General features: G+C 60.9%; 18 protein-coding genes. 11 read left to right on the forward strand and 7 right to left on the reverse strand.

What is annotated here, in order from left to right; genetic code table 11:
• Positions 1-45: 45 nt before the first annotated feature.
• On the reverse strand, positions 46-936 hold the full coding sequence (locus HP062_RS24845) for a LysR substrate-binding domain-containing protein (protein ID WP_010463719.1): 891 nt from the start codon (positions 934-936) through the stop codon (positions 46-48).
• A 209-nt stretch (positions 937-1,145) separates the two neighbouring features.
• Here HP062_RS24845 and HP062_RS24850 point away from each other — a divergent pair, with 209 nt between their 5' ends.
• Complete coding sequence (locus tag HP062_RS24850) at positions 1,146-1,910, forward strand: sulfite exporter TauE/SafE family protein (RefSeq protein WP_010463718.1); 765 nt, start codon at positions 1,146-1,148, stop codon at positions 1,908-1,910.
• Here the strand turns inward: HP062_RS24850 and HP062_RS24855 are convergent.
• A complete protein-coding gene (locus HP062_RS24855) occupies positions 1,900-2,214 on the reverse strand; it encodes a putative quinol monooxygenase (protein ID WP_169856493.1) in 315 nt (104 codons plus the stop codon). The two genes, HP062_RS24850 and HP062_RS24855, sit on opposite strands and share 11 nt — an antisense overlap.
• Before the next feature lie 161 nt (positions 2,215-2,375).
• On the opposite strand from HP062_RS24855, the gene HP062_RS24860 reads away from it, so the two are divergent.
• The 8 genes from HP062_RS24860 (at position 2,376) to HP062_RS24895 (ending at position 11,107) form a co-directional block, all read left to right on the forward strand.
• Entirely contained in the window at positions 2,376-2,966 is a 591-nt protein-coding gene (locus HP062_RS24860; RefSeq protein ID WP_172792209.1) for an NAD(P)H-dependent oxidoreductase, read from the forward strand.
• A 136-nt stretch (positions 2,967-3,102) separates the two neighbouring features.
• Positions 3,103-4,014: a LysR family transcriptional regulator gene (locus tag HP062_RS24865; protein ID WP_145309814.1), complete on the forward strand. Its 912-nt coding sequence runs from the start codon at positions 3,103-3,105 to the stop codon at positions 4,012-4,014.
• A gap of 103 nt (positions 4,015-4,117) precedes the next feature.
• Entirely contained in the window at positions 4,118-5,011 is an 894-nt protein-coding gene (locus tag HP062_RS24870; protein WP_083375098.1) for an NAD-dependent epimerase/dehydratase family protein, read from the forward strand.
• 205 nt (positions 5,012-5,216) lie between these two features.
• On the forward strand, positions 5,217-6,662 hold the full coding sequence (locus HP062_RS24875) for a SulP family inorganic anion transporter (protein ID WP_172792210.1): 1,446 nt from the start codon (positions 5,217-5,219) through the stop codon (positions 6,660-6,662).
• Positions 6,663-6,933: 271 nt separating this feature from the next.
• Entirely contained in the window at positions 6,934-8,283 is a 1,350-nt protein-coding gene (locus tag HP062_RS24880; protein WP_172792211.1) for a gluconate:H+ symporter, read from the forward strand.
• A gap of 15 nt (positions 8,284-8,298) precedes the next feature.
• Positions 8,299-9,159 (forward strand): MurR/RpiR family transcriptional regulator, encoded by an 861-nt coding sequence (locus HP062_RS24885; RefSeq protein ID WP_172792212.1) that lies wholly within the window; start codon positions 8,299-8,301, stop codon positions 9,157-9,159.
• A 1-nt stretch (position 9,160) separates the two neighbouring features.
• A complete protein-coding gene (locus HP062_RS24890) occupies positions 9,161-10,618 on the forward strand; it encodes an amidohydrolase family protein (RefSeq protein WP_172792213.1) in 1,458 nt (485 codons plus the stop codon).
• 120 nt (positions 10,619-10,738) lie between these two features.
• Complete coding sequence (locus tag HP062_RS24895) at positions 10,739-11,107, forward strand: glyoxalase superfamily protein (protein WP_010463700.1); 369 nt, start codon at positions 10,739-10,741, stop codon at positions 11,105-11,107.
• Between the two features lie 117 nt (positions 11,108-11,224).
• On the opposite strand, the gene HP062_RS24900 is transcribed toward HP062_RS24895, so the two are convergent.
• Positions 11,225-13,144 carry a methyl-accepting chemotaxis protein gene (locus HP062_RS24900; RefSeq protein WP_172792214.1) on the reverse strand — a complete coding sequence of 640 codons (1,920 nt, stop codon included), beginning with the start codon at positions 13,142-13,144 and terminating at the stop codon, positions 11,225-11,227.
• Between the two features lie 263 nt (positions 13,145-13,407).
• Here HP062_RS24900 and HP062_RS24905 point away from each other — a divergent pair, with 263 nt between their 5' ends.
• Positions 13,408-14,079, forward strand: a complete 672-nt coding sequence (locus tag HP062_RS24905) for a histidine phosphatase family protein (protein ID WP_042932398.1) — start codon at positions 13,408-13,410, stop codon at positions 14,077-14,079.
• Between the two features lie 26 nt (positions 14,080-14,105).
• Complete coding sequence (locus tag HP062_RS24910; RefSeq protein ID WP_172792215.1) at positions 14,106-14,969, forward strand: phosphatase PAP2 family protein; 864 nt, start codon at positions 14,106-14,108, stop codon at positions 14,967-14,969.
• Here HP062_RS24910 and HP062_RS24915 read toward each other — a convergent pair.
• The 4 genes from HP062_RS24915 to HP062_RS24925 all read right to left on the reverse strand — a co-directional run bounded on the left by HP062_RS24915 (position 14,920) and on the right by HP062_RS24925 (position 18,110).
• Complete coding sequence (locus HP062_RS24915) at positions 14,920-16,359, reverse strand: glycosyltransferase family 39 protein (protein ID WP_172792216.1); 1,440 nt, start codon at positions 16,357-16,359, stop codon at positions 14,920-14,922. The two genes, HP062_RS24910 and HP062_RS24915, sit on opposite strands and share 50 nt — an antisense overlap.
• Positions 16,360-16,443: 84 nt before the next feature.
• Entirely contained in the window at positions 16,444-17,031 is a 588-nt protein-coding gene (gene rimJ, locus HP062_RS24920) for a ribosomal protein S5-alanine N-acetyltransferase (protein WP_172792217.1), read from the reverse strand.
• Between the two features lie 57 nt (positions 17,032-17,088).
• Positions 17,089-17,316, reverse strand: a complete 228-nt coding sequence (locus tag HP062_RS31225) for a sensor histidine kinase KdpD (protein ID WP_256665963.1) — start codon at positions 17,314-17,316, stop codon at positions 17,089-17,091.
• Positions 17,313-18,110: a HAMP domain-containing sensor histidine kinase gene (locus HP062_RS24925; RefSeq protein ID WP_256665964.1), complete on the reverse strand. Its 798-nt coding sequence runs from the start codon at positions 18,108-18,110 to the stop codon at positions 17,313-17,315. The genes HP062_RS31225 and HP062_RS24925 overlap by 4 nt, the downstream gene beginning before the upstream one ends.
• Position 18,111 lies beyond the last annotated feature (1 nt).

Genomic DNA, 18,111 nt, shown 5'->3' on the forward strand with positions numbered 1-18,111 from the left:
CCTGAAATGAAGCCCGCAGCATAGAGTCTGCCCCTTACGGTAGAGTCAAGGCGTTCCCGGCGTCAGTGCCTCCAGCAAGGCCCGGGCGTAACCGGGCAGGCTGTCGACATCACGGGCACAGATTTTCAAGGTGCGGTTGGCCCAGTCTTCGGGAAGAGCGCGGGTCGTGACCCCTTGTACCTGTGGCCAGCGCTCGATGGCCACCCGCGGCACGATGGCCAGTCCTGCGCCGCGCGCAACCATGCGAATGACCCCATCGAAGCCGTCGGCACGAATGCGGATCGGCATGCGCTGGCCAATGTGCAGGGCCTGTTCTTCCACGTGGATGGCCAAGGCACTGCTGGCGCCCAGGGCCACATAGTCGTGGTTCAAGGTGTCGGCGAAGGTCAATGATGGCTGGTCGGCCAAGGGATGATCAGGAGGCAGAATCAACACCAGCGGGTCCTCGCGAAACGGCCGGGTGTGCAGGTCATCGGTGTCCACCGCGTCGGACACGATGCCGAGGTCTGCCGCCCCTTGGCGCAACGCATGGGTGATGCGGGCGCTGGGCAATTCTTGAAGGTCGATGTCGAGGTTCGGATGCTCGCGCAGAAAGTCGGCGAGCAACTCCGGCAGGTATTCGGTGATCGCGGTGGTGTTGCACAGCAATCGCACCTGACCTTTGACCCCCTTGGCGTATTCGGCCAGATCCTGTTGCAGGCGCTCGGCTTGTTGCAGCAGGGCACGGGCGTGTTTCGCCAGGGCTTTGCCGGCCGGGGTGGGTGTGACACCGCGCCGGCCACGCTCCAGGAAGTCGATGCCGAGGGAGGATTCCATGGCCCGGATTCGGGCGCTGGCCGCTGCCAGGGATAAGTGGCTGCGGGCGGCACCGGCGGTGATGTTGCCAGTGTCGAGGATGTTCAGGTAGAGGCGCAGGTCGGTCAGGTCGAAGTGCATGGCAGCAACCTCTCAATATGTGTTGCCTGGAAGGGCGCTTTCGCGAGCAGGCTCGCTCCCACATTGGGAAATGTGTTTTAACTGTGGGAGCGAGCCTGCTCGCGAAGGCGTCAGTCGTAACGACGCAGTTGTCAGCCTCTTGTCAGGCAAGAGGCAGCCTCAGTATATGGCAGATTTTCAACCCGCCAATCCAGGCTCACCATGGCCCCATGAATACTCTCTCTGCGTTCTATCAAAACCTCGGTCTGACCCTTTCCTTGCTGGTGATCGCCACATTCCTGCTGGCTGGGATGATCAAAGGCGTGATCGGCCTCGGATTACCCACCATCGCCATGGGCCTGCTCGGTCTGGCTATGGCCCCGTCACAGGCTGCCGCGCTGCTGATCATCCCGGCAACCCTCACCAATGTCTGGCAACTGGCATTCGGTGGGCATTTGCTCGGTTTGATCAAACGGTTGTGGCCGATGCTCCTGGCGATCTTCATTGGCACCGGGGCCGGCACGGTGTGGATCGGCATGGCCGGTGGTCAGTGGGTGGTGCGGGCGTTGGGCGGGGCGCTGATGCTCTATGCACTGAGCGGTCTATTCCTGCCGGCCTTGCGCGTGGGTGGTCAGAGCGAACGCTGGCTTGGTCCGCTGTGTGGAGTTGTGACGGGCGTCATCACCTCGGCCACCGGCGTCTTCGTGATTCCGGCGGTGCCGTATCTGCAAGCACTGGGTTTGAGCAAGGATGAACTGGTGCAAGCCCTGGGCCTGTCGTTCACCGTCTCGACCCTCGCCCTGGCCGCCGGCCTGTTATGGCGCGGCGTCCTTGGCGGTGGTGAACTGAGTGCGTCGTTGCTGGCGTTGATCCCGGCAGTGCTCGGCATGTTGCTCGGCCAATGGCTGCGTCAGCGGATCAGCGCCGTGCTGTTCAAGCGCGTGTTCTTCATCGGCCTCGGTGTGCTCGGCGGCCATTTGCTAATCAACGGGTAGCGGAGGAAGGGCTAAGCATCTCGATGGCGCGGATATCAAAATCCCGTTCCAGGTATTCCATGCGCATGTCGCGGAACTGCTGCATGTGCGGCAGGTTCGAGTGCACGTCGAGGTGCGCCTGGGACTGCCAGATCTCGTAGAAGATAAACAGGGTCGGGTCCTGTTTGTCGCGCAGCATGTGGTACTCGATGCAGCCGGGCTCGGCGCGACTCGCTTCTACATGGCCGCGGAAAAACGCTTCGAAGGCGTCGGATTTTTCCGGGCGGGTCTTGGCGTGCAGGATGAAGCCTTGCAGTTCACTCATCAGAAATCTCCTCAAGTTCAGAATCGGCGCAAGTTTATGGCAACAATCCCCTGTCTATTCGTGCGTATTGGTCAAATGTGTTTTGCGAATTCAGCGCTTATTCCGCGCGAGGCAGCTCGTTACTCTGCCGCCATCGAATTCCTGACCTTCCGAGATTTCTCATGAAAAAAGTCCTGTTGCTCAATGGCGGTAAAAAGTTCGCCCACTCCGATGGCCGCTACAACACCACCCTGCATGACGCCGCGTTGAGCGTGCTGGATCGCGGCGGCATCGATGTAAAAGCCACCTTCATCGACGAGGGCTACGACGTTGCTGAAGAAGTCGCCAAATATCTCTGGGCCGACGTGATCATTTATCAAATGCCCGGTTGGTGGATGGGCGCACCGTGGACGGTGAAGAAGTACATCGACGAAGTCTTCACTGAAGGCCATGGCAGCCTCTACGCCAGCGACGGCCGCACCCGTTCCGACGCCTCGCAAAAATACGGCAGCGGCGGTTTGGTGCACGGCAAGCAATACATGTTGTCGCTGACCTGGAACGCACCGCAGCAAGCCTTTGACGACCCGACCGACTTCTTCGAAGGCAAAGGCGTGGACGCGGTGTACTTCCCGTTTCACAAGGCCAACGAATTTCTCGGCATGAGCGGTTTGCCGACCTTCCTGGCGGTCGATGTGATGAAACGTCCGAATATCGAGGCTGATGTGGCGCGTTATGAACAGCACCTGACCGAGGTGTTCGGCCTCAAGGCGTGAGCTCGGTTACTATCGATACCTGAAGCCAGAACCTGGAGGAGCCAGGCTTGCCGGCGAAGGCGTTTTAGCAGACGCCTTCGCCGGCAAGCCTGGCTCCTACAGAGGCCGGCGCTGAATTGATCGATGAGGGGCGTCCGTGAAAGCCAGATCCGATGAGTTGCAGATTTTCGTCTGCGTGATTGAGTGCGGGTCAATTTCCGCGGCAGCCGAACAGGTTGGGCAGACGCCTTCGGCGGTCAGCCGCACGCTGTCGCGGCTGGAGGCCAAGCTCGATACCACGCTGATCAACCGCACCACGCGGCGCATGGACCTGACGGAGGAGGGCAAGTATTTCTTCGAGCACGCCAAGCTGATTCTGGATCAGATGGACGAGCTCGAAGAACGCCTGACCTCACGCCAGCAAACCCCGTCCGGGCGTCTGCGGATCAACGCCGCCTCGCCGTTCATGCTGCACGCCATCGTGCCGTACATCGACGAGTTCCGCCGCCTCTACCCCGACATTCAGCTCGAACTCAACAGCAACGACCTGATCATCGACTTGCTCGAACAAAGCACCGATATCGCCATCCGCATCGGCGCACTGGCCGATTCAACCCTGCACGCACGCTCACTGGGTTGCAGCCCGCTGCACATCCTCGCCAGCCCGGCGTACCTTGAGCAACACGGCACGCCAACGGCGGTTGCAGACCTGGCTGGGCATGCGTTGCTGGGCTTTACCCAGAACGAGGGCCTCAACCAGTGGCCGCTACGGTATGTGCACGGTGATCGCTGGCCGATTCAGGCGTCGATCAGCGCCTCCAGCGGCGAGACGATCCGGCACCTGGCGCTGGAAGGCCAGGGCATTGCCTGTCTGTCGCACTTCATGACGATCGACGACATTCGTGCCGGTCGGTTGCAGGTGCTGCTGGCGGATTTCAACAGCGGCTATCGCCAACCGATCAACGCGGTGTACTACCGCAACTCGCAACTGGCCCTGCGCATTCAATGCTTCCTGGACTTCATTCAGGGCAAGTTGGCGGCTTATGCGAATGCGGACTTCACAGGCTGATTCGTGATCCCTGCGCAAGAGTGATTTGGGTCAGCGGGTCTGTTTCACCACGGGACGGTCCTCGATACTCAATGCATCACTTATTCACGCAGGGAGTTTCTCCATGAACGTATTCGTTACCGGCGCTGCTGGTTTCATCGGCGGCTCCATTGCCACCGGTCTTGTCCGGGCGGGCCATAAAGTCACCGGCCTGGTTCGCAACGCCGACCAAGCCACTGAACTGAGCGCAATCGGTATCATCCCGGTGATCGGCACTCTTGACGACAGCGCACTACTGGCTGAACAGGCCCGCGCCGCCGATGCCGTGATCAACGCTGCCAGCAGCGACCATCGTGGCGCGGTGGAAGCCTTGCTCAATGCGTTGCGCGGCTCCCACAAAGTGTTCCTGCACACCAGCGGTTCGAGCATCGTCGGCGATGCCTCCGGCGGTAAAGCCAGTGACGTCATCTACTTCGAAGACAACCTGCCGGAACCGACCGTCGACAAGGCTGCCCGTGTGGCCATCGACAACCTGATCCTCGCCGCGGCGAAAGACGGCGTGAACTCGGCCGTGATCTGCAACACCCTGATTTACGGCCACAGCCTGGGCGTCAATCGCGACAGCGTGCAATTGCCGCGCTTGCTCAAACAGGCGCGTAAAAGCGGTGTGGTCCGACATGTCGGCACGGGTCAGAACATCTGGTCCAACGTACACATCGAAGACGTGGTGTCCCTGTATCTGCTGGCACTGACCAAAAACGTCCCGGGGACGTTCTACTTCGTCGAAAGCGGTGAAGCGTCCTTCATCGACATGACCACGGCCATGGCTGAAGCCCTGAAACTGGGCAAGGCGCAAGACTGGCCGTTGAAAGACGCCGAAGCCGAATGGGGTTATGAAATGGCCAACTATGGCCTGGGCTCCAACAGCCGGGTGCGCGGCAAGCATGCGCGTGAATTGCTGGGCTGGGTGCCGAAACGGACGTCGGTGGTTGAATGGATTCGGGACGAGATGGTTTGAGTTCGCTTTAGACCGCGTCGCTGCAATCGCGAGCAGGCTCGCTCCCACAGTTTGATCTTCACAGGACACAGATTTTGTGTGTAACGGAGATCCACTGTGGGAGCGAGTCTGCTCGCGATTGCGTTTTCAGCAACCCGACAACTGGCCGGGTCGCCCCCGATTCCGTAACATCCGCACCCTCTCTCCCTGTCGTGTTCGATTCTCCATGAAACCAAAACGTCTGCGCGCCGATGTCCTGGCCGGACTCACCACTTCTTTCGCCCTGCTCCCCGAATGCATTGCCTTCGCGTTGGTGGCCCACCTCAATCCGCTGATGGGGCTTTACGGCGCGTTCATCATTTGCACCCTGACCGCGCTTTTCGGCGGGCGGCCGGGGATGGTGTCCGGTGCAGCGGGTTCGATGGCGGTGGTGATCGTCGCGCTGGTGGTGCAACACGGCGTGCAGTATCTGCTCGCGACCGTGTTGCTCGGAGGCCTGATCATGCTGGCATTCGGGCTGCTGAGGCTTGGCAAACTGGTGCGCATGGTGCCGCACCCGGTGATGCTTGGGTTCGTCAACGGCCTGGCGATCATCATTGCGCTGGCGCAACTCGAACACTTCAAGGATGGCGAAACCTGGCTCAGTGGCACGCCGTTGTACCTGATGACCGGGTTGGTGGTGTTGACGATGGCGATCGTTTACCTGCTGCCGCGCCTGACGCGTGCCGTGCCGCCGGCGCTGGTGGCGATCCTGAGTGTCGGGCTGGCGGTGTATCTGCTCGGCCTGCCGACGCGCACCTTGGGCGACATGGCGCACATCGCCGGCGGCTTGCCGACGTTCGCGCTGCCAGACATTCCCTGGAGCCTGGACACCCTGCGCATCATCGCCCCCTACGCGATCTTGATGGCGCTGGTCGGCCTGCTGGAAACCCTGCTGACCCTGAACCTCACCGATGAGATCACCGAAAGCCGTGGCTTCCCTGATCGCGAGTGCGTGGCGTTGGGCGCGGCCAATATGGTCTCGGGGGTTTTTGGCGGCATGGGTGGCTGCGCGATGATCGGTCAGACCGTCATCAACCTCAGTTCCGGTGGTCGTGGCCGGCTGTCCGGGGTGGTGGCCGGGGTGCTGATTCTGCTGTTCATTCTGTTTCTGTCGCCGCTGATCGAGCGCATCCCGTTGGCCGCGCTGGTCGGCGTGATGTTTGTTGTGTCGCAGCAAACGTTCGCCTGGGCGTCGTTGCGGGTGGTGAACAAGGTGCCGCTGAACGATGTGTTGGTGATTGTGGCGGTCACAGTCATCACCGTGTTCACCGACCTGGCCACTGCCGTGTTGTGCGGGATCATCATCGCGGCGCTCAATTTTGCCTGGCAGCAGGCGCGCGAGCTGTATGCCGATGCTCATCTCGAAGCTGACGGAAGCAAGCACTATCACCTGCATGGCACGTTGTTCTTTGCCTCGACTACGCCGTTTCTCAATCAGTTCGACCCCGCCAACGATCCGCCTGTCGTGACCATCGACTGCCGCCACCTGAGTTTTGTCGACTATTCGGCCATCGCCGCGCTGAAGACTTTGCGTGAACGCTACGCCAAGTCCGGCAAGCATCTGCGGGTGCTGCATTTGTCCGAGCGCTGCAAGAAGCTGCTCAAACGTGCCCGCGTGAATCACGACTGAACATCCTCCCGCCGATCGTTCCCACGCTCTGCGTGGGAATGCCTCACCGGACGCTCCGCGTCCGCTTTTTGGGACGCAGAGCGTGGGAACGATCTATGGGAGCGGATGTAAATCCGCCTGCCTGATTTTCATATCCACCGACCTGGCATACCTCTGCGCGACATCCCTTACCTCTGCACGAAAATAACTTTCACCTCGTTTGAATGTCACGCCTCGAAATGATTTAAGAGTTTCGCAACCCATTCGACGTGACCCTTTCGAGGAGTACCGCATGACCCTGTCCTTCGGCTATTGGCTGCTGGTGTATGCCGCCATCGCCATCATTGCCCTGATCGTTCTGATCGCCCGCTACCGACTCAATCCGTTCATTGTCATTACCCTGGTCTCCATCGGCCTCGCGCTGATGGCGGGCATGCCGGCGTCCGGGGTGGTCGGCGCTTACGAGGCAGGGGTCGGCAAGACCCTGGGGCACATTGCACTGGTGGTGGCGCTGGGCACGATGCTCGGCAAGATGATGGCCGAGTCCGGCGGTGCCGAGCAGGTGGCGCGGACCTTGATCGACCGTTTTGGCGAAAAGAACGCGCACTGGGCGATGGTTTGCATCGCCTTTCTGGTCGGGCTGCCGCTGTTCTTCGAGGTCGGTTTTGTATTGCTGGTGCCGATCGCTTTTACCGTGGCGCGGCGCGTGGGCGTTTCAATTCTGATGGTCGGTTTGCCGATGGTCGCTGGCTTGTCGGTGGTGCATGCGCTGGTGCCGCCGCACCCGGCAGCGATGCTGGCGGTGCAGGTGTATGGGGCGTCGGTCGGACAGACCTTGATGTACGCGATTCTGATCGGCATTCCGACCGCAATCATCGCAGGTCCCTTGTACGCCAAGTTCATCGTGCCGCGCATTCAACTGCCGGCGGAAAACCCGCTGGAACGCCAGTTCCTCGACCGTGAACCGCGCGACAGCCTGCCGGGGTTCGGCATCACCATGGCGACCATTCTGTTGCCGGTGGTGCTGATGCTGATCGGTGGCTGGGCCAACCTGATTTCCACGCCGGGCAGCGGTTTCAACCAGTTCCTGCTGTTCATCGGCAACTCGGTGATCGCGCTGCTGCTGGCGACGTTGCTGAGCTTCTGGACCCTCGGCATCGCCCAGGGCTTCAGCCGCGAATCGATCCTCAAGTTCACCAACGAATGCCTGGCGCCAACCGCCAGCATCACCTTGCTGGTCGGTGCCGGCGGTGGCTTGAACCGGATCCTGGTGGACGCCGGGGTCACCGATCAGATCGTCAGCCTGGCCCACGAATTTCACCTGTCGCCGCTGATCATGGGTTGGCTGTTTGCGGCGTTGATGAGGATCGCCACCGGTTCCGCCACCGTGGCCATGACCACGGCCTCGGGCATCGTCGCGCCGGTGGCCATCGGTCTGGGGTATCCGCACCCCGAGTTGCTGGTGCTGGCGACCGGCGCCGGGTCGGTGATTTTTTCCCACGTCAACGACGGCGGCTTCTGGTTGATCAAGGAATACTTCAACATGACCGTTGCCCAGACCTTCAAGACCTGGACGGTGCTTGAAACCATTATTTCGGTGGTGGCTTTCGCGCTGACCGTGGGTCTTTCTTACCTGATCTAACCGGAGCCGCCTGCCATGGACATCCTCTACCAGATCCGCGCCCGCCAGGATTCCTTCAGCGCCGGTGAAGGACGCATCGCGCGGCTGATGCTCAACGACGTCGGCTTTGCCTCGGCCGCCAGCCTCGATGAGCTGGCGCAGAGGGCGGAGGTCAGCACCGCCACGCTGTCGCGGTTTGCCCGCACGGTGGGCTGTCGCGACCTGCGTGATCTGCGCCTGCAACTGGCCCAGGCCAGCGGCGTCGGCAGCCGCTTCCTTGACCCGGCGGGGACGCCGGATCAGTCGGCGTTCTATGGGCAGATCGTCGGCGATATCGAGTCGACCCTGCGTCAGCATCTGTCGGCGTTCGACGAGTCGCGGTTCGCCGATGCCGTGAAACTGCTGGGCAAGGCGCGGATGATTCATGCGTTCGGCCTGGGCGGTTGTTCAACCTTGTGCAGCGATGAGCTGCAAGTGCGGCTGGTGCGATTTGGCTACCCGATTGCGGCGTGCCACGACCCGGTGATGATGCGCGTCACCGCCGCCAGCCTTGATGTCGAACGCGCGGTCATTGCCTGCTCGCTGACCGGCATCACCCCCGAACTCATCGACGCCGTCGAACTGGCCCGTAACTACGGTGCACGGATTATCGCCATCACCCGGGCCGACTCGCCGCTGGCGCAATTGGCCGATGTGCTGCTGCCGCTGCAAGGCGTCGAAACCTCGTTTATCTACAAACCGACGGCGGCGCGCTACGGCATGCTGCTGGCCATCGACGTGCTTGCCACCGAGCTCGCGCTGGCCAACCCTGAAGGCAATCAAGAACGTCTGCGGCGGATCAAACTCGCCCTGGACGATTACCGCGGCGGCGACGATCGCTTGCCGCTGGGAGACTGACATGATGTACGACACGCTGATCCGCAACGCCTTGGTCATCGATGGCAGCAACAGCCCCGGTTACCCTGCCGATGTGGCGATTCAGAACGGCCGCATCGCGCGCATCGGCGACTTGCATGAGGCGACCGCCCGCGAGGAAATCGACGCTGCCGGCCGCGTGCTGGCGCCGGGTTTTATCGACGTGCACACCCATGACGACACGGTGGTGATCCGCCAGCCGCAGATGCTGCCCAAGCTCAGCCAGGGCGTGACCACGGTGATTGTCGGCAACTGCGGGATCAGCGCGTCACCGGTGAGCCTGCGTGGCGATCCGCCCGATCCGATGAACCTGCTCGGCACCTCGGCAGCCTTCGTTTATCCGACGTTCAGCGCTTACCGCGCAGCGGTCGAAGCGGCGAACACCACGCTGAACGTCGCCGCATTGGTGGGCCACACCGCGCTGCGCAGCAACCATCTCGACGACCTGTTTCGCACCGCCACGCCTGATGAAATCAGCGCGATGCGCGAGCAGTTGCGTGAAAGTCTTGAGGCGGGCGCCTTGGGGTTATCCACCGGTCTGGCCTACGCCAGCGCGTTCTCGGCGTCCACCGACGAAGTGATGCAACTGACTGAAGAGCTGACGGCGTTCGGCGCCGTGTACACCACCCATTTGCGCAGTGAATTCGAACCGGTGCTGGAGGCGATGGACGAGGCGTTCCAGATCGGCCGGCATGCGAAATCCCCGGTGATCATTTCCCACCTCAAATGCGCGGGGGCCGGTAACTGGGGGCGCAGTCCGCAATTGCTGGCCTCGCTTGAGGAAGCGGCGAAAACTCACCCGGTGGGCTGCGATTGTTATCCCTACGCGGCGAGTTCTTCGACCCTGGACCTCAAGCAAGTCACCGATGCCCATCGCATCACCATCACCTGGTCCACGCCACACCCGGAATTGGGCGGCCGCGACTTGATGGACATCGCCGCCGAATGGAGCGTGCCGTTGCTTGACGCTGCACGCCGTCTGCAACCGGCCGGCGCGGTGTACTACGGCATGGACGAGGCCGATGTGCGAAGAATCCTCGCCCATCCCTTGTCGATGGTGGGGTCCGACGGATTGCCGGAAGATCCGTTCCCGCATCCGCGCTTGTGGGGCGCTTTCCCACGTGTGCTCGGACATTTCAGTCGCGACGTCGGCCTGTTTCCGCTGCATACCGCCGTACACAAAATGACCGGATTGTCGGCGGCACGTTTTGGCTTGAAGCAAAGGGGTGAGATTCGTGAAGGGCATTGGGCGGACCTGGTGTTGTTCGATCCGCTGAGCATTCGCGACGTGGCGGACTTCAGTGACCCGCAACAGGCGGCCGAGGGGATTGAAGGTGTATGGGTCAACGGCGTGTTGAGTTACAGCGATGGCCAGGCGAACGGGAAACGGGAAGGGCGGTTTCTGGCGCGGGAAGGGGATTTGCGTGACGGGTTTCAGTAGGCATTCCGAGAAATACGTCACAGTGATGGCACATTGCGATTAAAGAAAGCCAACGCCAAGCCGAAGCGCTGACATCCAGCCCAACTTCAACGGGTGTCTTTTCAGTCAGGGAGCAACCCAATGAGCTTCGGCAAAACCACCTCGATCCTGCGGATTTTCGACGAGGCCAAGGCATTGGAATTCTACGTCGACTTTCTGGGGTTCACGGTCGACTGGCAGCATCGCTTCGAGCCGAATTCCCCGCTGTACCTGCAAGTCTCCCGTGGCGAATGCGTGCTGCACCTGTCCGAGCACCATGGCGACGGCACGCCGGGTTCGGCCCTGCGCATCGAGACCGATGAGCTCGAGGCCTTCCAGCAGCAACTGCTGGCGAAGGCGTATCCGTTTTCGCACCCGCAGATCCAGGCCATGCCCTGGGGAAGCCAGGACATGACCATCAGTGATCCGTTCGGCAACCGGTTGGTGTTTACCAACGCGATCTGCCTGTAAAAAGCTTCATCAGTTCCTCCAAATCACCCGTGAGCGTTACGGACGGATAAATGCTCCGTAAAAATGACGAAGCCCTTTATTTAAAGGGCTTCTGCGGGGCTGGAGAGCGGCGGTGCTTTAAACCCTGAAGTGACTGACCATCATCTGCAACTGATTCCCCAACCGCGCCAGCTCAACACTGGACTTGGCCGTTTCATCGCTGGCGGCGGCGGTTTGCTCCGACACGTCGCGCACGTTGATGATGCTGCGGCTGATTTCTTCGGCCACGGCACTTTGTTGCTCGGCGGCGGCAGCGATCTGCTGGTTCATCGACTGGATGTTGGACACCGTGCGGGTGATGTTTTCCAGCGACGTGCCAGCCTTGCGGGTCAGGGCCACGCTGCTGTCGGTCAGGGCGCGGCTGTTGTTCATCACGGTCGACACTTGTTGGGTGCCATTCTGCAGACCGGCCACCAGGCCTTCGATTTCCTCGGTGGACTTCTGTGTGCGCTGGGCCAGGCCACGGACTTCGTCGGCCACCACCGCAAAACCACGACCGGCTTCACCGGCGCGCGCGGCTTCAATGGCGGCGTTGAGGGCCAGCAGGTTGGTCTGTTCGGCGACGGCCTTGATCACGTCCATGACGCTGCCGATCTTGTCGCTTTCCTGTTGCAGCACACTCATGGCTTCGGTGGAGCGCGCCACTTCAGTGGCCAGGCGTTCGATCTGGGCGATGGCTTCGTTGACCACTTTATCGCCTTCGCGGGCTTCACCATCAGCGGCGGCTGCGGCCTGGGAGGCTTCTTCGGCGTTGCGCGCGACTTCCTGTACGGTGGCGGTCATCTCGTGCATGGCGGTGGCCACTTGATCGGTTTCGATCTTCTGGCTGTTGACGCCGGCACTGGTTTGCTCGGTGACGGCGGACAGTTCTTCCGCGGCGCTCGCGATCTGGGTGACACCGTCGCGGATGCCGCTGATCAAGTCACGCAGGGTCACGCCCATGCGTGCGATGCCTTGCTGCAACACGCCGAGTTCATCGCGGCGCGTTACTTTGACGTCCTGGGACAGGTCGCCGCTGGCGATGCGTTCGACCACGGCCAGGGTGTCGCGTAGCGGGCCGGTGATCTGACGGGTGATGATCACGGCTGCAATGATGCCCACCAGCAATGCCAGCAATGTGCTGATCAACTGCAGTGTGCGCGCCTGGGCGCTTTCGGCGTCGCGACGGTCGAGCTGGATCTGATACAGCTGCTCGCTCAGGGTCACGATGGCGGCGCCCTGGTCGGTCATTTCCTTGCGCGCCTGCACGGCATCGCTGTTGGCGGCTTTATAGGCGATCAACGCGCTGCGGTAATTGCCCAGTGCGGTTTCCAGCTGACGCAGGGCATCTTGCTGGGTCTCGGCGAAATGCACGTTCAGCGGTTTCAGGCTGGCAATTGCTGAATCCAGTTGGGCGATGGCTTTTTGCTCGGTTTCGGCATTGGTGGTGGCGGTGTAGCCGCGCACTTCGTAGCGGGCCAGGATGAACGCTTCCTTGGCGGCGGTGACGGCCTGGAATTGTTCGAAACGCTGGTCACTCAGGGGCATTTGTTGCACGCGGGTGCTGATGGCGTCGATTAGCGTGCTGGCTGTTTCAGCATTGGCGGCCATGGTGTCGCGGGCGCTGTTGCCGGTGCGGTAGGCGCTGCGCATTTTGTTCAGCGACGTCTTGTAAGCGTCGATGTAAGTGCCTTGCTCTTTGAGCAGCTTGAGGTTTTCCGGGCTCTTGAACTTCGACAACAGCGATTGTTGCTGAGCGGAAAAGGCGTCAAGGGTGGTCTGTACGTTCTGAGCGGCGGTTTCGTCGCCGTTGGTCAGCATGTATTGCAGGCGAACCACACGAAGCTTGGTCAAGCCGGAGTTGAGCTGGGTGATGTCGCTCATCCAGTTGCTGCGGTCAATCAAGCCGCCCAGGCTCGTCCACCCGGTCAGGGCCAGTACGCAGGTCAGTGCCAGGACCAGGCCGAACCCCAGGCCCAGTTTCATGTTCACGCTGATGTTGCCGAACCAGCTATTCATCAAATTCCTCCAGGAACGTTGCGCTTTCGATCGTCAGTTGGCTGGAAGATTGTTGTTTTTTTAGGTGCCAGCAAGGGTGTGTAGCAGGCCTGTATCGGCAGCAATCGCGAGAGCTGAAAGGTTTTTGTCGGACTGATTCTGTAACAAGGTTTTTGTGAGCGGCTTAAGCTTTTTTTCACATGGGTTTCACCGGCTGCCGACGCGCGCCTCTCTACCCTCGCGGCTTCGAATAACAATGGTGCATGCCGGCGAGGCGGCTTGATGTGGAATTGAGACTGAGTCTGTTCGGGATAAAACGCTCAATTAACCTGAGCTGTTTGACCCGCCATCGAAACACCGTAGTGGTGCTGGCCTCGGCGCTGCTGGTCATTCCATTGATCGTATGGCTGTTGCAGCCGGCCGCTGTGCCGGACTTGGCCCATGGCAATGTGGCGGGCGCACGAACGTTGGCCACCGAATGGGCCAAAGGCGACGTCATCGTGCTGGTCCGCCATGTCGAGCGCTGCGATCACTCGAAAGCCGCGTGCCTGAGTGGCAACGATGGCATTACCGATCGCTCGCGCAGCGTCGCAGTCAGTGTCGGTGCGCGGTTCGAACAGTTGGGGTTGGACAAGACCGATATCTACAACAGCCCGATGATGCGCACGTCACAGACGGCCGGCTACATGTTCAACAAGGTCGGTGTGGGCGAGGATTGGCTGGTGAGCTGCAAGGGCACGATGCTGCGCGACGCCCTGGCGCACAAAGTGGCGGGTCGCAATTTGATCCTGGTGACCCACAGCGAATGCATGGCGCAACTTGAAAAAGACCTCAAGGTGTCGACCTCCACGCTCGGTTATGGCGCTTCATTGTTTATTTCCGCCAGAAAACCTCTGACACCGAAAATGCTCGGCTTCATTGAAGCCTCTGACTGGCGTTCGGTGACCACCGAATGAATTTTTCCTATGGATCTGGACAGACGATGCTGACTTCTTCCCGCAACCACTTTTATTGGATGAACTTCGGTATTCCGTTGGCCTGCGCGGCCCTGGTTTTCCTGATGTTCGACATGACCCGGATCGACATCGCCTTCAGTAATCTTCTGTTTGATCCGGTTGCTCAGATCTTCCCGCTCGACAAGGTTCACTTCTTCGAAAAGCTCACCCACAAGTGGGCGCGCATCATTCCGAACTGGACCGCCGAGATTGCCTTGATCGGTGCGATGCTGTCGTTTGTCTGGCCGCTGATCAACACTTCAAAGCATCCTCGCCTTGGTGGTTTTCTGGAACGGAGCAAGGCGGCATCGGTGTTGCGATTTGCCAACGAACATCGTCGGGATTTTCTGTTCGTCGTCTTCGCATTTGCCATCTGCACCGGCGTGATCCACTTCCTCAAGGCGCACACCAGCGTGTACTGCCCGATCGAAACAACCCTCTACGGTGGGAAATTGCCCCACGTGGAGTGGTACAACAACTTCCAGCTGTTCAGGGAGGCCGGTGATGGCCGTTGCTGGCCGGGTGGCCATGCTTCCGGCGGTTTTACCATGCTCGCGCTGTACTTCGTGGCTCGCCGCTACCGCTGGCGCTACTCCAAGGCGCTGATGTACGGAGCGTTGCTGCTCGGTTTCGTCTATGGCACGACACGTGTCCTGCAAGGCTGGCACTACATGTCCCACACCTTTTGGGCCGGGATCTTCGTGTGGCTGGCCTGTTTGCTGACGGCGTTGCCATTTTACGGACGAGCGCTGCTGGAGATGCCGGTGCTGCAAAAGGCTGAAGCGCCAACCGTCGAGCCGCTTATTGGTTCACAAAGTAGTAAGCCTGACGCCCCACCTTCATGCTCTTGAGCACTTTCAACGGCGCGGCCGGTTCGATTTCACCAGACATGACCGCCACGTTGCTGGGTGAGGCCGCCAGAAACTCATGCAGTTGCGCCTCGGTGTCCAGGCCCTTGAGCACTTGTCGGGTGTAGAACACGCTGGCACCGCCCACCCGTTCGTTGGCCTGGAACAGGGCGATGTGTTGCCCGTTGGCCTGCATCGTCTGGATCTGTGCAGTCAACGGCAGGAAGGACAGTTTGCGGTCCGCATGGGGCAGCGCCCATTGAGCGGCGGCCAGGTAGCTGCCGATCACCAACGCGATCACGCCAATGGCTGCGCCGCGTCGATGCCGTGCGATGTGCCCCAAAAGGTTCGAGGCCCCTTCGCGCATCTTCAGCCGCTCGAACAGAACGCCCGCATACTCCGCCGCAATCACCGCCGCCGCAGGCGTCATCGACATGAGATACACCGTGCGCTTGCTCGCCGCCAATGTCAGCATCACAAACTGCGCCACGATCCACAGGGTGAAAAACAGCAAGTAACGATTGGCCATCAAGCTTTTGCGAAAATGCCACAGCCCCAGGTACACCAGAATATTCCACGGCAGAAACGCCTGGGGCAGCTTGGCCAGGTAGTAGTAGTACGGTTCGTAATGCCCGGCCTCGACGAAGGATCCACTGAAGCGCCCGACACTGTTGGTCAGCAGCACTTCCCCCACGGCCTGCGCGCCACCACGCTGGTACAGCACGGCGAGCCAAATCATCAGCGGGATCAATCCAGCCAGCGTCAGTAAACCGGGACGCAACCAGTCACGGATTTTCAGGCGCCTGTCCATCAAGGTCTCGGCCAGCAGATAGGCGAAAATCACCACGCCCGGCATCGCCAGGCCGAGGACGCCTTTGCTCAGTGTGGCGATAGCGATTCCCGAGGCGAACAGCAGCGCGTTGCCGGGCGTCGATTGACGTTGCCCCTGAAAGAACGCCAGCAACGCCAGGGTCACGCCGAGGGCGAGCAACGCGTCTTCACCGACGCCGCGTACGTTGCTCCAATAACTGGCCATGGTTGCCAGAAAGATTCCCGCCGTCCAGGCAATCGCCTTGGGCCGGCCGAACCGCCGCAGCATCGCGTACAACAGCATCACGCTGAACAGCCCGGCGAACGCCGAGGCCAGTCGCACCGCCCACGGCGTGCCGCCAAATGCACGGATGGCGCCGGCATCGAGCCACAAGCTCAAAGGTGGTTTTTCCAGAAACGGTTCGCCGAACAAACGGGGCGTCACCCAGTCGTTGTCCAAGTGCATCTGCATGGCGATCCCGGCCACCCGGGCCTCGGTGGACCCTTGCAGTTGATGATTGCCCAAGGCAAAGAAAAACAGCAGGGCGGCCAGCAGGAACAGTGAAGTGGCGGGACGCGACATAGGCTTCTGGCTACCGAGCAGGTGGACCGGGAAGCCCGAGCATACGGTGCGAATGCTTAATGAATTGTGAACGGCCGCGAAATATTACGAGAGGCGCCTGGACCAGCGCTGTTCCGGGGTTTCAAAGCGATCATTGATCAACGCGGTCAACACGTGATCCTGCCAGCGCCCGGCGATACTCAGGTAGGCCTTGGCGTAGCCTTCACGTTCAAATCCCAGACGTTCCAGCAGCCGCGCGCTGCGTTCGTTGCCAGGGATGTAATTGGCCATGATCCGGTGCAGTTTCTGCTCATCGAACATGTAGCCGATGCCTGCTTCCAGTGCTTCCTGCATCAAGCCTTGGCCCTGACGGGATTCGTCGATGTGGTAACCGAGATAACACGCCTGAAACGCTCCGCGAGTGATGCCGCTGAAATTGCAGGCGCCGATCATCTGGCCGTTGTCCGGGTCCAGCAGCGCGAAATGCACCGCCAGGCCGGCCTCGAACGCACTGGCTTGCACCTCAAGGCGCGGACGAATGTTTTCAGCGCTGTGGTAGTCGGAGGGGCGAATCGGCGACCACCGGGCAAGGTGCCTTTGGTTGCGCCGGTAGAAATCGCTATCCAGCGCCGCCTGTTCGGGGGCGAGCACCGCCAGCGTCAAGCGTTTGCAGGGCAGGGACAACAACGGCATAGGGCGCTCCGGTTCGGGGGGATCGTCGCGCAAGCATTACGCGACCAACGGAAAAACTCAAACCGCCAGGGGCAATGTCACGATAAAGGTGCTGCCTTTGCCGTCGCCGTCACTGCTGCCGATCACCGTTCCGCCATGGGCTTCCACCAGCTCGCGCACCACCGTCAGGCCAATGCCCAGGCCTGCACCGTTGAAGCCGATGGCGTGCACGTCTTGCACGAACGGCTCGAAGATAAACGGCAAGGCTTGAGCGGAAATACCGATGCCGTCATCGCGAATGCTCATCTCCAGCACATTGTCCCGGGCGGTGACCGCCAGCGTGACATGGCCCCCGAGGGCGTGTACTTGGCCGCATTACCCAGCAGGTTGCCGAGGATTTGCGCCAGCCGCACCGGGTCGCCGTCCACCGACAGCGCGCACGTGGGCAGTTCGACGGTGAAATGCAGTTGTCGGGTGTTTATCACCGGGCGGCACACTTCGATGGCCTCGTGGATAATCGGCACCACGTCGACGATCCGGCATTCGAGGCGCAGCTTGCCGGTGCTGGCGCGGGACACGTCAAGCAAGTCATCCACCAGCCGCGACATGTGCTGCACCTGGCCCTCGATCAACGCCTGCATGCGCGGCAATTCTTCACTGGGCACCCGCACCAGTCGGCCGGCGATCATGCTGATGGGCGTCAGCGGGTTGCGCAGTTCATGGGCGACCAGCGTGAGGATGTTGCGTTGCTGCGCCAGCGTATGTTCCGCCGAGGCTTGCAGGTTCTGCGCGCTGAGGGCGGCGATCACCAATTGCGCGTTGGCCTCGCGCATCTCCAGAAACAGCCGTTGCTCTTCTTGCGAGCGATGGGGTTTTTCCGCATCCGATTGCGCCAGCAGAATGGCCAATACCAGTTGCTGATTGGCTTCGACCAATTGTTCGATTTGCTGGGCATCCACCAGCCGGTTGTTGGTATCGCTCAATTCCTTTTTCAGCGCCGCCAGCACCGCACGTGCTTCCACGGTTTTCTGGCCGAGCAGGAACAACTCACGAGCGGCGGTGGCCATCGTTTGTGCGTTCGTGCCATTGGCCTCGGTCATG

Origin of the sequence: Pseudomonas sp. B14-6, assembly GCF_013260315.1 — a bacterium.
Taxonomy (GTDB): domain Bacteria; phylum Pseudomonadota; class Gammaproteobacteria; order Pseudomonadales; family Pseudomonadaceae; genus Aquipseudomonas; species Aquipseudomonas mandelii.